The organism is Pseudomonas uvaldensis, from assembly GCF_021271205.1.
Lineage (GTDB): Bacteria > Pseudomonadota > Gammaproteobacteria > Pseudomonadales > Pseudomonadaceae > Aquipseudomonas > Aquipseudomonas uvaldensis.
Window position 1 is genome coordinate 552,091 of sequence record NZ_JAIWKS010000003.1, and the last position, 14,220, is coordinate 566,310.

Sequence of the window (14,220 nt, forward strand, 5' to 3'; positions counted from 1 at the left end):
TCTATCTGGTGTCAGCGGCGGATACGGGCCTGGAGGAAGGACAGCACGTCGGCGACCGGCAGCGCTTGCGGCTCGGCCTCGGTACGGCTCTTGTATTCCAGGTTGCCTTCGGCCAGGCCGCGATCGCTGACGACGATCCGGTGCGGGATGCCGATCAGTTCCATGTCCGCGAACTTGATGCCGGGGCTGGTTTTCTTGTCGCGGTCGTCCAACAGTACTTCGAAGCCGGCGGCCGTCAGTTCGGCGTAGAGCTTGTCGGTGGCTTCGCGTACCAGGTCGGTCTCGTAGCGCAACGGCACCAGGGCGATCTGGAACGGCGCCAGGGCGTCGCTCCAGATGATGCCTTTCTCGTCGTTGTTCTGCTCGATGGCCGCCGCCACTACGCGGGACACGCCAATGCCATAGCACCCCATCTCCAGGGTGACCGGCTTGCCGTTCTCACCCAGCACTTCGCACTTCATCGCCTTGCTGTACTTGTTGCCCAGCTGGAAGATGTGGCCGACTTCGATGCCGCGCTTGATTTCCAGCACGCCCTTGCCGTCCGGGCTCGGGTCGCCGGCCACGACGTTGCGCAGGTCGGCCACGGTGGGAACCGGCAGGTCGCGCTCCCAGTTCACACCGAAATAATGCTTGTCGTCGATGTTGGCGCCGATGGCGAAGTCGCTCATCAGTTCCACCGAGCGGTCAATGATGATCGGCAGCGGCAGGTTCAACGGGCCAAGGGAGCCGGCTCCGGCACCGATGGCATCGCGCAGTTCGGCGTCGGAGGCCATGACCAGCGGACTGGCGACGCCTGGCTGATTGGCAGCCTTGATTTCATTCAGCTCGTGATCGCCACGGACGATCAGAGCGATCAGCTTGCCTTCTTCTTCGGCGTGCACGATCAGGGTCTTGATGGTGCGCTCGATTGGCAGGTTGTAGCCTTCCACCAGCTGAGCGATGGTCTTGGCGTTTGGCGTATCCACCAGACGCAGCTCTTCGGTCGGTGCGGGACGGGAGGTTTCCCGTGGCACGGCTTCGGCTTTTTCGATGTTGGCGGCATAGTCGGAACCGCTGCTGAAGACGATGTCGTCTTCACCGGACTCGGCCAGTACGTGGAATTCGTGGGAGCCGGCACCGCCGATGGAGCCGTTGTCGGCTTCGACAGGACGGAATTTCAGGCCCAGGCGGGTAAACACGTTGCAATACGCCTGGTGCATGCGGTCGTAGGTGACCTGCAGCGACGCCAGGTCGGCGTGGAACGAATAGGCGTCCTTCATGATGAATTCGCGACCACGCATCAGGCCGAAGCGTGGACGGATCTCGTCACGGAATTTGGTCTGGATCTGATACAGATTGATGGGCAGCTGCTTATAGCTGCTCAGCTCGTTGCGCATCAGGTCGGTGATCACTTCCTCGTGAGTCGGGCCCGCGCAGAAGTCACGACCGTGACGGTCCTTGAGGCGCAGCAGCTCGGGGCCGTACTCTTCCCAGCGTCCCGATTCCTGCCACAGCTCGGCCGGCTGGGTTCCGGGCATCAACACTTCCAGGGCGCCGGCGGCATCCATTTCTTCGCGCACGATGGCTTCTACCTTGCGCATCACCCGCAGGCCCATCGGCAGCCAGGTGTACAGGCCCGAGGCAAGTTTGCGGATCATGCCGGCACGCAGCATCAGCTGATGGCTGATCACGACCGCGTCGGAAGGCGTTTCTTTCTGTGTGGCGAGCAAAAATTGACTGGTGCGCATGGTTGGCCGTTGTCGGTTGCTGATAACTGGAAATGACGAAGCATTGTACGGAGGAGATGCCCTGGCGTACAGGCGCGTGGCCGGTTGCCTGTTACTAACGCCGGTTTCCCCAGCGTTTAGTGAAGTTTCCTACGATTCTTCCGCCGGCCGGGTGGGTGTCGACTCCACGGGGTCGATCGGGCCCTGGCGACGATTTTCCTGGAACCAGTGCAGGGCAATCAACAGCAGGGTCGGTACGCCGAGCAAGGCGGTGATGAGGAAGAAGTTGTGATAGCCGAACTTCTCCACCATTACGCCGGAATAGCCACCGATCAAGCGTGGCAGCAGCAGCATGATCGAGCTGAGCAGGGCGTACTGGGTGGCGGAGAACTTCAGGTTGGTCAGGCTCGACAGGTACGCCACGAACGCCGAGGTGGCAAGACCGGAGCTGAAGTTATCGAGGGAGATGGTCAGCACCAGCATCTTCAGGTTCGGGCCCATGTCGGCGAGCATCAAGAACAGGATGTTGGTCGCGGCCGAAGCGACGCCGCCCGTGAACAGAATCGGCAGGATGCCGAAGCGAACGATCAGCAAGCCGCCCATGCCGGCTCCGACGAGGGTCATGATCAGGCCGAAAATCTTGCTGACGCTGGCGATCTGGTCTTTGCTGAAGCCCTGGTCGATGTAGAAAACGTTAGCCATGACGCCCATGACCGTGTCGGACATCCGGTAGGTGGCAATCAGCCCGAGCAGCAGCAGGGCCTGCCAGCGGTAGCGCAGGATGAAGTCGTTGACGGGCGTGAGCACCGGTGCCAGGCCGCGGCGCCCCATGCTCGACAGGCACATCGCCGTCAGGATGATATAAAGGATGGCCCGCAGGAAAGCGCGGTCTTCGAGCAAAAGGTCGAGCAGGCTGACGCCCTCGAACAGCACGCTGGCGAAGTCGGTGTTGTAGAGTTGGGTGAACATCGCCGGGACCGACACCAGCAGGACGATCAACACAAACACCGACGCCAACTGGTGGACGAACGTATAGCGTCCGGCCTGCAGTTGCGTGCGCAGCGGTACCGGTGGTTCGCGCATGAACACCGAAGTGAGCAGAGCCGGGACCATCAACACGCCGAACAACAGGTACGTGCCGGCCCACGCCGAGTGTTTGTAGCTGAAACCGGTGGAACCGAAACCCTCGGCGAAGTAGAGCGCGCCGGCGGTGGCCAGAAGCGCAGCGACCCGGTAGCCGGACATGTAACTGGCGGCCAGGGCAGCCTGGCGCGTGTCGTCGACGATTTCCAGGCGATAGGCATCGACGGCGATATCCTGAGTAGCCGAAGCGAAGGCCACGATCACGGCGATGGCGATCAACCAGGACAGGTGTTTCTGCGGATCGCAGAACCCCATGCCGACCAGGCCCAGGATCACCAGGCCCTGGGAAAGTACCAGCCATGAACGGCGTCGCCCGAGTTTTCCCAGCAGTGGCAGGCGCCATTGGTCGAGCAACGGCGACCAGACCCATTTGAAGGCATACGCCAGGCCGATCAGGCTCGCATACCCGATGGTTTCGCGGGCCACGCCAGCCTCGCGCAACCAGACCGAAAGCGTGGAAAACACCAGCATGTAGGGCAAGCCGGCGGCGAAGCCAAGCAGCAACAGCACGAGCGTCGAAGGACTGGCATAGGCGGCGAGGGCGGCGCGCCAGGTTTTACGGGGCATGGGCTGGAGTCTGCCTCAAAAATTGCGAAAACAAAGCGCGCACTCTAACCGCTGTGCTCTACCGGGCGCCAGCCATGACGCCGAATATCAACACGATTGTTCAGGACACTGATGCCCTCCAGGCGCAGCCGGGCGCGTTGCTCGTCCCCCGAAGCGCTGCCCGCCGGCAGGCTGATCCGACCGCCGGCACCCAGCACCCGATGCCAGGGCAGCCGGGTGTCGTCCGGCAGCTGGCTGAGAGTCCGGCCAACCCAGCGGGCTGCCCGCCCCAGGCCGGCCATCTCGGCGAGCTGACCATAGGTGACCACCTTGCCGGCCGGTACCTGCGCCAGGGTCAGGTAAAGGGTGGTGCGGCGGATTTGCGCGGCATCTTCGGGGGCCGCAGGAAGATCAGTCACGTTAGGTTTTCCTGAGAAATGTATCCGTCCGTAGATTAATTCCTACAGGAGCGGTTGAGAAATGAACTCATTCCCCCTACGCGGGTCAGTCGTTGCTGAGGTGTCATCCCGGGGGATAATGCCGCCTTTTCACCGAAAACTTGAGCCCATTATCGCTTATGTTGTCCAGAACCCTGTTATGCCTAGCTGTCACCAGCGCCTCCATGCCCTTGCTTGCCGATACCGTCTGGCTGAAGAACGGCGACAAGCTCAGCGGAAAAATCACCGTTTTCGATGGCGGCAAGTTGCTGATCCAGACCGATTATGCAGGTGCCGTTCCCATCGACTGGAACCAGGTCAAGACCCTTGAGAGCGACCAGCAGCTACTGGTCAAGCAGGACGCCTACACCGGTGAAAAAGCCAAGGCCCTGCAAGCGGCCGACGACGGCAAGGTCACCCTGGCCAACGGCGAAGGGCCCAAGACGGTGGAGTTGGCCAGTATCCAGCAGATCCTCAAGCCCAAGCCAGTGGTCGAAGACCTGGTGTGGAAGGGCAACATCGATGCCGCGTTGGATTATCAACGCGCGGAAAACGATACCGACGATTACGACATCGACTTCAAGACCTCGGCGCGCCATGGCCGATGGCGGCATACCGCCGAGGGCGAGTACAACCGGGAATTCCAGGACGACGTGGTCTCGGCCGACAACTGGAGGCTGGAATATTCTCTCGACCGGTTCCTGACGGACAAATGGTTCTGGCAGGGGCGCCTCAATTACAAGCGCGACAAGGTCGAAGACCTGGCCCGCCAGCGCGTGGTGGGTACCGGTCCGGGCTATCAGTTCTGGGACGACGAACTCGGGGCGTTCTCGCTGGGCTCGCTGTTGAACCGCACGGACTACGAGTACCGGGACGGCGGCAAGGACAATTTCTATTCCGTCGCCATGAAGTGGGACTACAACCGGTACCTCATGGGCAAGCGCGTCGAGTTCTTCACCAATGGGGAAGTGGGCAAGCCACTGTCCGGTGTCGCGGAGTACGCCTACGATGCCGAGGTGGGGCTGCGCTACAAGGTCACCGACTGGGCGTCGCTCAACCTCAAGGCCGAGAAGGATGTCATCGAGGGTACCGAAGACAGCGACTTGAGCAAGACCCGCTATACGGCCGGGTTTGGTGTGACCTGGTAATTCCCAAGCAGAAATAACCCCTGTGGGAGCGAGCCTGCTCGCTCCCACAGGTTTTTGTGTGCTCGTATGAATCGACAGGCACAAAAAAGCCCCGCTTTTAAGGGCGGGGCTTTTTGCTAAAGCAGGAACAGTTAGATAACTGTTACTTCTTCAGCTTGCATGCCTTTCTGACCGCGGGTAGCGACGAAAGAAACCTGTTGGCCTTCTTTCAGGCTTTTGAAGCCGTCGGATTGGATAGCTTTGAAGTGTACGAACAGATCGTCACCGGATTGTGGGGTGATGAAGCCGAAGCCTTTTTCATCGTTGAACCACTTGACGGTACCGGTTTGGCGATTAGACATGGTGTAACTCCTTGGACAAAGATAACTGCGACTCAGGAAGAACCCTGGCCGAGACTGAGTGCAAAGAGCAGGAAAAATTCTTGTAGATGGTTGGATCGAAATTCAACATATCGTGTAGAGATTCTCAGTGACACAAGCAGCACAGTGACGTCACCTTAACCCTTTTTCCGTAACGTGCCAATGGTCTTTGCGAAGGTTTCTCGGTTTTAGTGACTGACGGCGCGCACGATTGCCGGCAGGCCCCGGAAATCAAGGCGGATCGGCGAGATTTGCTCGCTGCACTTTGAACCCGTCCCATGCCCCGGTAAGATGCCGGACAGTTTTTCTCCACCTCGCTATCAGGACACCCGCCATGAGCATCAAATCGGACAAGTGGATTCGCCGCATGGCGCAAGAGCACGGCATGATCGAGCCGTTCGTGGAGCGCCAGATGCGTGGCGAAGGCGCCGACCGGCTGATTTCGTTCGGTGTTTCAAGCTACGGTTACGACGTGCGCTGCGCCGATGAATTCAAGGTGTTCACCAACATCAACTCGGCCACCGTCGATCCGAAGAATTTCGATGAGAAGAGTTTCGTCGACATCAAGAGCGATGTTTGCATCATCCCGCCGAACTCCTTCGCGCTGGCGCGTACGGTCGAGTATTTCCGCATCCCACGTAACGTGCTGACCATTTGCCTGGGCAAGAGCACGTATGCCCGTTGCGGCATTATCGTCAACGTCACGCCGCTGGAACCGGAGTGGGAAGGCCACGTGACCCTGGAGTTTTCCAACACCACGACCCTACCGGCGAAAATCTACGCCAACGAAGGTGTAGCGCAGATGCTGTTCCTCGAATCCGATGAAGAATGCGAAGTCTCCTACAAGGACCGTGGCGGCAAGTACCAGGGCCAGCGCGGCGTGACGTTGCCGCGCACCTGATTCTGACGAGCTGTCGGAATTCCTGGACGGGCAGACACTCTATTGGGGTGTACTGCCCGTTTTTGCGTCTGAGCAGCGGGCTTTCGCTCAGGAGTTGCTCTATGAAGATCGATCCGCGCATCAGTGCCGAACTGGCAAGGCTTGAGCCCAACCAGATCGGCGTCCTGGCCTGGTCCCTGCTGGCCCACCCTGTCGAAGCGGCGGGCGGCATTCCTGGCCAGCCCGATCCCGATACCCCCAACGAACAGCCTGCTGACCCTGACGAGACTGGCGAACCTGTGCTGCCGGACGAGCCGCCTCCTGTGCCTACCGCCTGATCGAATGCTGGCCCATCAACCTCTTTCAGTTGATGGGCCATATTTCGTCGTCGCCGATCACGAAAATTCTGCAGTCATTGTCCTGTTCGACACGCAAGCCTCCGGTGAACGCGCCAAAGGCCGGTAGCAGGCTGATTTCGCTACCCAGGCGAAAACACGCCAGGCGCAGGCGCTGCCGACCCTTGCCGCTCAAGTGATAGACCGGATGCACATGTCCGGCCAGGACATGACGACTCGGGTGTGGATGGGGCTCGTGCTGCACGGCGAAGGGGCCCAGCAGCAACGGCTCCGGCACGACGCGAATGTTCAGCGTCGGCGGCGGGTCACCGGCACGCTTGTCGTGGTTGCCGCGGATCAGGGTCATCGCCAGGTGCGGGTGTCGTTCACGCCATTCGGCAAGCGCCTTCAAGGTCGCCGGCGCATGGGAGCCGGGGCCGTGGAGAAAATCACCGAGGAAGATCAACTGACGGCACGGCAGGCTATCCAGCAAGGCGTCCAGCATGGCGATGTTGCTGGCGGTGGTGCCGTGGGGCACCGGCTGGCCGAGGCTGCGATAGGCGGCGGCCTTGCCGAAATGTACATCCGCCACCATCAGGATTTCCTGGGCGGGCCAGTACAGGGCTTTCTTCGGCAGTAACCAGAGTTCCTCGCCGGCGAGGCTGACAGGATAGGGTGCAGGCATCAGCGGTCACCACGATCGGCGGTTTTTTCCAGCTCGCTGACCATCCGGCGGATGCGATCGGCCAGTTTTTCCGAGCTCATGCTTTCCCTGAACCGTTCCACCAGCAAAGGGAACCCCAGCGGAGTGGGGCGCTTGATAGCGTAAAGATCCAGCTTCAAGGTATTGAGGCGTTCCAAGGTCTGCTCCAATCGGCGTATGTCCAATTCTTCCCGTAAGACTTCCTCGCCGGCCTGGGCCAGTAAAAGATTGTCGGCGTCGTACTGCTTGAACACCTGAAAGAACAACCCACTGGAAGCCTGGACCTGCCGGGTGCTTTTAGGTGCGCCGGGGTAGCCGGCGAAGACCAGGCCGGCGATCCGGGCGATTTCACGGAAGCGTCGCAGGGCCAGTTCCCCGGCATTCAGGCTGGCGAGAACATCGGCCAGCAAATTGTCGGCGCTCAGCAGCTCCCGGTTCAGGCGCTGCGACCAATCCACCGCCGTGGCGCTGAGCAGTTCCAGGCCGTAATCGTTGACGGCGATGGAAAAAGTCACCGGTTGCTGCCGGCTGACGCGCCAAGCCAGCAGGCTGGCGAGCCCCAGATGAACCTGGCGGCCGGCAAACGGATAGAGAAACAGATGCCAACCTTCCCGGGATTTCAGGGCTTCGGCCAACAACGTGGTTTGTGTGGGTAATCCGGACCAACGCTGCTGAGTCAACAGCAAAGGTTGTACGGCCTGCATTTCCGGGCCTTCGAAGCGACCCGCAGCGGCTTCGCTCAGGCGCGCCACGACGGCGGCGGCCAGCTCGTTGGAGAGCGGCATTCGTCCACCGTTCCAGCGCGGAACGGCAGCTTTTTTCGCCTGGCTGCGTCGCACATAGGCGGTCATATCTTCGACTCGGACCAATTCCAGCAATCGTCCGGCGAACAGGAACCCGTCACCGGGTCGCAGACGGGCGATGAAACCTTCTTCCACACTGCCCAGGGTTTTGCCGCCTCCGCCCTTGCTCCAGAACTTCAATTGCAGGCTGGCGTCGCTGACGATGGTGCCAATGCTCATGCGATGACGCCGGGCCAGGCGCGCATCGGGGACGCGCCAAATGCCTTGCTCGTCCGGTTCGACCCGTCGGTAATCGGGGTAGGCGGTCAATGACAGGCCGCCATGGCGCACGAATGCCAGCGCCCAGGTCCATTCGGCTTCGTTCAGGTCGCGATAGGCCCAGGCGCCGCGCACCTCCCGGTACAATTCGTCGGGCACGAAGCCGCCGCCCAGCGCCATGCTGACCAGATGTTGCACCAGCACATCCAGCGGCTTGTGGGGCGATTCGCGAGGTTCGATACGCCGTTGGGCCACGGCGTCCTGCGCGGCGGCGGCTTCGATCAACTCCAGGCTGTGGGTCGGCACCAGCGTGATTCGTGAGGTCCGTCCGGGCGCGTGGCCGGAACGTCCGGCCCGCTGCATCAGCCGCGCCACGCCCTTGGCCGAACCGATCTGCAGCACCCGCTCCACCGGCAGGAAATCCACGCCCAGGTCCAGGCTGGAGGTGCAGACCACCGCTTTGAGTTCGCCATCCTTGAGTGCGCGCTCCACCCAGTCCCGGGTATCGCGGGACAATGAGCTGTGGTGCAATGCAAACAGCCCGGCCCAGTCCGGCCGGGCTTCGAGAATGGCCTGATACCAGATTTCCGATTGGGCCCGGGTATTGGTGAAGACCAGGCAACTGTTGCTGGCCTCGATTTCGGCGACGACCTGGGGCAGCATCTTCAGGCCAATGTGTCCGGCCCAGGGAAACCGTTCGAGGGCGGGAGGCAGCAGCGTATCGACCAGCAGGGCTTTTTCGTTCGCGCCCTGCACGCTGATTCCGTTGCCCTGTGGGATCAAGACCTGCTCGGCATGGGCCTGGTTACCCAGGGTGGCGGACACGCCCCAGACGATGAGTCCGGGTTGCCACTGTCGCAAGCGGGCCAGCGCCAGTTGCAGTTGCACGCCACGCTTGTTGCCCAGCAGTTCATGCCATTCGTCCACCACAACCATGCGCAGCGTCGATGTAGCGCTCTGCGAATCGGCGCGGGCGAGCATCAGGGTCAGGCTTTCGGGCGTAGTGATCAGCGCCGTGGGCAGGCGCCTGCCCTGGCGGGCCCGTTCGCTGGCGCTGGTGTCGCCGGTGCGCAGGCCGACGCTCCAGGGAATTTGCAACGCTTGCAGGGGCGCTTCTAGAGCCTTGCCGGTGTCGGCAGCCAATGCGCGCATCGGCGTGATCCAGAGGATGGTCAACGGTTCGGCCGGTGGCTTGCGCTTGCGCGGTTTATCTGGCGTTGATGCGGGGCGGGCAAAACGGTTGAGGGCGGCAAACCACAGGGCGTAGGTCTTGCCGGCGCCGGTGCTGGCGTGCAGCAGCCCGGACTCGCCTCGCTTGACTGCGGCCCATACCTGTTTCTGAAAGGCGAACGGCTTCCAGCCGCGAGCGCTGAACCACTGGTTTGCGAAATTGTTGGAGGTTGCCATGCGTGCCGCGTGCGCCCTGAAAGTCCTCTCTCAGTGACCACGCCGAAAGGCGAAAGGTTTAAAGATGACGGCGCAGGGCTTGTGGGAGCATGAGACTGCAGGAGCGAGGCTCTGTGGGAACAAGGCACTGTGGGAGCAAGGCTTGCCCGCGATACAGGCGTCTCGGTCTATGACAGACCGCATCGCCTTCATCGCGGGCAAGCCTTGCTCCCACAGTGTGATCCCCCGCAGTGCCTTGCTCCATAGCCTTTCCTATAGAGTCTTTTCCAGGGAAGGGCTACTTCAGATTGCCACTGAGGAACTGCTTGAGCCGTTCGCTCTTCGGGTTGCCCAGTACGTCTTCCGGCGCGCCTTCTTCTTCCACCAGCCCCTGATGCAGGAATAGCACCTGGTTCGAGACCTTGCGGGCGAAGCTCATTTCATGGGTCACCATGATCATGGTCCGACCTTCCTCGGCCAGGCCCTGGATGACCTTCAGCACTTCACCCACCAACTCGGGGTCCAGGGCGGAAGTGGGTTCGTCGAACAGCATCACCTCCGGCTCCATCGCCAGGGCCCGGGCGATGGCGACCCGCTGTTGCTGGCCGCCGGAAAGAAACGCCGGGTATTGCTCGGCGACCCGCGCCGGCAGGCCGACCTTGTCGAGGTAACGACGGGCACGGGCCTCGGCCTCCTGCTTGTCGACCCCCAGCACCCGGCGTGGCGCCATGGTGATGTTTTCCAGCACGGTCATGTGGCTCCACAGGTTGAAGTGCTGGAACACCATGGCCAGACGCGTGCGGATGCGTTGCAGCTCATTCGGGTCGGCCACATGCATACCGTGCCGATCCTTGGCCATGCGGATCGATTGGCCGTCCAGGCTCATGGCACCGTCGTTGGGTTGTTCAAGGAAGTTGATGCAGCGCAGGAAGGTACTTTTGCCCGAGCCGCTGGCGCCGATCAGGCTGATGACGTCACCGGTCCGGGCCTTGAGGGAAACGCCTTTGAGTACCTCGTGTTGGCCATAGCTTTTGTGCAGGCCTTCGATGGTCAGTTTGTACATGGAACGTGCATCCTCAAGGCGAAAGTAGGTAACCGCTACGGTAGGCTTCGGTGCCGGCGACATGGGCAATCACCATGCCGGCGGTGGCCATGCGGCGCAGCGAGCGGGCGTACAGCAGCCCGGCATTGCGGCAGTGGACGGGGGTGACGGTGTCGCTGACCGGATCGATGATTTCCGCCACCAGTTGGCCCGCCTCCAGGTATTCCCCCGGCAGGGCGCTGTAGACCAACAGCCCGCCGACGGGCGTTGCCACCGGCTCGACGCCGGCCAGGGGGGTGGCTGGATACGGCAGGTCCGGCAGGGGCATCGGTTCGCCTTCAATGGCGCCGTAGCGAATCAGGTATTCGATCAGGGCCTGGCAGTCCAGGCTCGCCAGCCCGTGGTTGACGTCGCCCTGGCCGCGCAATTCGACGGTGACCGAAAAGCTGCCCAGGGGAATCTCGAACCGGTCGCCGAAGCGTTCCTTGAGTTGCCACCAGAGCAGGGTGAAGCATTCGTCGAATGACTGGCCTCCCGAGTCGGTCGCCAGCAGGCAGGCTTCGGCGCCGATGTAGCGGGCCAGCGGCTCGACCTGGGGCCAGGCTTCGGGCGTGGTGTAGAGGTGGGCCACGGCTTCGAAGTCGCAGTGCAAGTCCAGTACCATGTCGGCGTCGCAGGCCAGCCTTTGCAGTACCAGGCGTTGGGATTGCAGCTGGGTGGCGGCGGTTTGCCGGGCAAGGGCATCGCGCAGGCTGGTGCGGATCAGCATCAGATTATGCTGTGGGTCTTGGGTCAGCAGCTCTTCGATTTCATTGCCGATTTCTTCGCTCAGGTCGACGAACCGGCGGTTGAAGTTCTGTCCGCTTTCCAACTCGTAGCGGCCCAGGGGCACGTCCATCAGCACTTGTTCAAGGCCAACGGGATTGGCCACCGGAACGAGGACGATCTCATGGCGCAGATGGCCCGAGGCTTCCAGTTCCGCCAGGCGTTGCTTGAGATGCCAGGCCACCAGCATGCCGGGCAATTCGTCGGCGTGCAGTGACGACTGGATATAGATTTTGCCGGCGGCTTTTTCCGGGCCGAAGTGGAAACTGTGGATCTTGCGTGCGGTCCCCGGCACCGGGGCCAGCAAGTCATGTATCTGGTGGCGCATTTGCGTGAACCTTAGTGAGTCGGGCCGAGGAAGGCCAGCCAGCGACGTTCGGCGAGGCGGAACAACCCCACCAGCGCAAAGGTGACGCTCAGGTAGATCAACGCGGCGATCCCGAATGACTGGAAGGTCAGGAAGGTAGCCGAGTTGGCGTCCCGGGCGACTTTCAGTATGTCTGGAACGGTAGCGGTGAATGCCACCGTCGTCGAGTGCAGCATCAGGATCACTTCGTTGCTGTAGTAGGGCAGCGAACGCCGCAGTGCCGAAGGCATGATCACGTAGGCATACAGTTTCCAGCCGGTCAGGCCGTAGGCCTTGGCCGCTTCGACTTCGCCATGGTTCATGCTGCGAATCGCACCGGCGAAAATCTCCGTGGTGTAGGCGCAGGTGTTCAGCGCGAAGGCCAGGATCGTGCAGTTCATCGCATCGCGGAAGAAGCTGTCCAACAGAGGCTGCTCACGCACCGCCGCGATGCTGTAGATGCCGGTGTAGCAGATCAGCAATTGGATATAGAGCGGCGTGCCGCGGAACAGGTACGTGTAGAACTGCACGGGCCAGCGCACGTAGAACCTGGGCGAAACCCGGGCGATGGACAGCGGAATCGACACCACGAAGCCGATCAGCAACGAAGCGCTGAGCAGCCACAGGGTCATCGCCAGGCCCGTGACGTTGACACCGTCGCTGTAGAGGAACGGTCGCCAGTATTCCTGCAAAAGCTCGATCATCGCACGGCCTCCCGTGCACCGGCGGCATAACGGCGTTCAAGCCTGCGCAAAATGAAGTTGGAGGCGCTGGTGATCAGCAGGTAGATCAGTGCCGCCAGCACCAGGAAGTAGAACAGCTGGTAGGTGCTCTTGCCCGCATCCTGGGCAGCCTTGACCAGATCGGCCAGGCCAATGATCGACACCAGTGCGGTGGCCTTGAGCATCACCATCCAGTTATTGCCGATACCCGGCAGGGCAAAGCGCATCATTTGCGGAAACACCACGAAGCGGAAACGCTGGCCACGCTTGAGGCCATACGCCGTGGCGGCTTCGACCTGGCCCCTTGGCACGGCGAGGATCGCGCCGCGGAAGGTTTCGGTGAAGTACGCGCCATAAATGAAGCCCAGGGTGATGACCCCGGCGCCGAATGGGTCGATCTCGATGTATTCCCATTCCATGAAGTCGGTAAGAGAAGTCAGCCAGGTTTGCAGGCTGTAGAAGATCAGCAACATCAGCACCAGGTCTGGCACGCCACGAATCAGCGTGGTGTAGAGCTGGGCCAGGATACGCAGCAGTTTGACGGGGGACAGCTTGGCGCTGGCACCCAGCAGGCCGAGCAGGACGCTCAGCAGCAAGGACAAGGCCGCCAACTTGATGGTCATCCAGGTGCCTTGCATCAGCAGGGGGCCGAAGCCCTGCAAGCTGAAGGCCGAGAGCCCCAGACTTTGTAGGAATTGTTCGAACATGAAGAATGCCTTTGGCAGAAAAAAAGCGCCCATCCGAGGCCGGATGGGCGCCACGCATTATTTGCCGCTGTACAGATTCAGATCGCCAAAGTGTTTTTTCTGGATTTCGGCGTACTTGCCGTCATCGTGTAACGCTTTGATACCTTTGTCCAAAAGCGCCTTCAGCTCTTTGTTACCTTTCTTGATACCGATGGCGGTCTTGGAAGGCAGCAACTCGCTGTCCACCGGCTTGCTGACTTCATAACCTTCGCCTTTTGGCGACTTCAGGAAGCCCAGCTCCGCCTGGAGCATGTCCTGGATCGCCGCATCGAGGCGGCCGGAGATCAGGTCGGCGTAGACCTGATCCTGGTTCTGGTAGGCCTGGGTTTTGACGCCGGCCTTGTCCAGCACGGCCTTGGCGTAGGCTTCCTGGATGGTGCCTTGCTCGTAGCCGACGGTCTTGCCCTTGAGCGAAGCGACGTCTTCGCTCAGGCCCGAGCCTTTCTTGAAGACATAAGCGGTTGGGCCGGAGAACAGCTCGTTGGAGAAGTCGATGACTTTCTCACGGGCTGGAGTCACGGTCATGGAAGAGATCACACCGTCGAATTTGTTGGCTTTAAGGCCAGGAATCATGCCGTCGAAATCGCTTTCGACCCATTTGCATTTGACCTTCAGTTCTGCACAGATCGCATTGCCCAGATCGATATCGAAACCTACCAGGCTGCCATCGGCGGCCTTGGATTCAAACGGGGCGTAGGACGGGTCGACACCAAAACGCAGTTCCTTGTATTCCTTGGCCGTGGCGGCGCCGGCGGCCATGCACAATGCCAGTGCAGAAAGGGTCAGCAGTGCTTTTTTCATTATCGAGTCCCTAAAACCAAAATGAGCGCATGAG

14 protein-coding genes are annotated in these 14,220 nt (G+C 61.1%); 3 read left to right on the forward strand and 11 right to left on the reverse strand.

What is annotated here, in order from left to right; translation table 11 throughout:
- Nucleotides 1-11: 11 nt before the first annotated feature.
- The 3 genes from LCU97_RS09070 to LCU97_RS09080 form a co-directional block, all read right to left on the reverse strand.
- The gene (locus LCU97_RS09070; RefSeq protein ID WP_053152967.1) at nt 12-1,727 is read right to left on the reverse strand and encodes a proline--tRNA ligase; all 1,716 of its coding nucleotides are present in this window, start codon (nt 1,725-1,727) and stop codon (nt 12-14) included.
- Between the two features lie 129 nt (nt 1,728-1,856).
- On the reverse strand, nt 1,857-3,416 hold the full coding sequence (locus LCU97_RS09075) for an AmpG family muropeptide MFS transporter (RefSeq protein ID WP_053152970.1): 1,560 nt from the start codon (nt 3,414-3,416) through the stop codon (nt 1,857-1,859).
- A gap of 44 nt (nt 3,417-3,460) precedes the next feature.
- Complete coding sequence (locus LCU97_RS09080) at nt 3,461-3,838, reverse strand: MGMT family protein (protein ID WP_371259593.1); 378 nt, start codon at nt 3,836-3,838, stop codon at nt 3,461-3,463.
- 134 nt (nt 3,839-3,972) lie between these two features.
- On the opposite strand from LCU97_RS09080, the gene LCU97_RS09085 reads away from it, so the two are divergent.
- Nucleotides 3,973-4,980: a DUF481 domain-containing protein gene (locus LCU97_RS09085; RefSeq protein WP_053152973.1), complete on the forward strand. Its 1,008-nt coding sequence runs from the start codon at nt 3,973-3,975 to the stop codon at nt 4,978-4,980.
- Between the two features lie 131 nt (nt 4,981-5,111).
- On the opposite strand, the gene LCU97_RS09090 is transcribed toward LCU97_RS09085, so the two are convergent.
- Nucleotides 5,112-5,321, reverse strand: a complete 210-nt coding sequence (locus LCU97_RS09090) for a cold-shock protein (protein ID WP_024780123.1) — start codon at nt 5,319-5,321, stop codon at nt 5,112-5,114.
- Between the two features lie 352 nt (nt 5,322-5,673).
- On the opposite strand from LCU97_RS09090, the gene dcd reads away from it, so the two are divergent.
- Both dcd and LCU97_RS09100 read left to right on the forward strand, forming a co-directional pair.
- Complete coding sequence (gene dcd, locus LCU97_RS09095) at nt 5,674-6,240, forward strand: dCTP deaminase (RefSeq protein ID WP_017126297.1); 567 nt, start codon at nt 5,674-5,676, stop codon at nt 6,238-6,240.
- Nucleotides 6,241-6,341: 101 nt separating this feature from the next.
- Nucleotides 6,342-6,557 (forward strand): hypothetical protein, encoded by a 216-nt coding sequence (locus LCU97_RS09100; protein ID WP_053152974.1) that lies wholly within the window; start codon nt 6,342-6,344, stop codon nt 6,555-6,557.
- 25 nt (nt 6,558-6,582) lie between these two features.
- Here LCU97_RS09100 and pdeM read toward each other — a convergent pair whose 3' ends face one another.
- From pdeM to LCU97_RS09135, 7 genes are all read right to left on the reverse strand, one after another.
- Nucleotides 6,583-7,239, reverse strand: coding sequence for a ligase-associated DNA damage response endonuclease PdeM (pdeM, locus tag LCU97_RS09105; protein WP_232776161.1), 657 nt, complete (start codon nt 7,237-7,239; stop codon nt 6,583-6,585).
- Complete coding sequence (locus LCU97_RS09110) at nt 7,239-9,725, reverse strand: ligase-associated DNA damage response DEXH box helicase (RefSeq protein WP_232776162.1); 2,487 nt, start codon at nt 9,723-9,725, stop codon at nt 7,239-7,241. Before LCU97_RS09110 ends, pdeM begins: the two co-directional genes overlap by 1 nt.
- 277 nt (nt 9,726-10,002) lie before the next feature.
- Nucleotides 10,003-10,767, reverse strand: a complete 765-nt coding sequence (locus tag LCU97_RS09115; RefSeq protein WP_053152982.1) for an ABC transporter ATP-binding protein — start codon at nt 10,765-10,767, stop codon at nt 10,003-10,005.
- A 13-nt stretch (nt 10,768-10,780) separates the two neighbouring features.
- Nucleotides 10,781-11,899, reverse strand: coding sequence for a succinylglutamate desuccinylase/aspartoacylase family protein (locus LCU97_RS09120; protein WP_053152984.1), 1,119 nt, complete (start codon nt 11,897-11,899; stop codon nt 10,781-10,783).
- A gap of 11 nt (nt 11,900-11,910) precedes the next feature.
- Nucleotides 11,911-12,621: an ABC transporter permease gene (locus LCU97_RS09125; protein WP_053152992.1), complete on the reverse strand. Its 711-nt coding sequence runs from the start codon at nt 12,619-12,621 to the stop codon at nt 11,911-11,913.
- On the reverse strand, nt 12,618-13,346 hold the full coding sequence (locus LCU97_RS09130) for an ABC transporter permease (protein WP_232776163.1): 729 nt from the start codon (nt 13,344-13,346) through the stop codon (nt 12,618-12,620). Before LCU97_RS09130 ends, LCU97_RS09125 begins: the two co-directional genes overlap by 4 nt.
- 57 nt (nt 13,347-13,403) lie before the next feature.
- Complete coding sequence (locus LCU97_RS09135; protein WP_053152998.1) at nt 13,404-14,186, reverse strand: transporter substrate-binding domain-containing protein; 783 nt, start codon at nt 14,184-14,186, stop codon at nt 13,404-13,406.
- Nucleotides 14,187-14,220 lie beyond the last annotated feature (34 nt).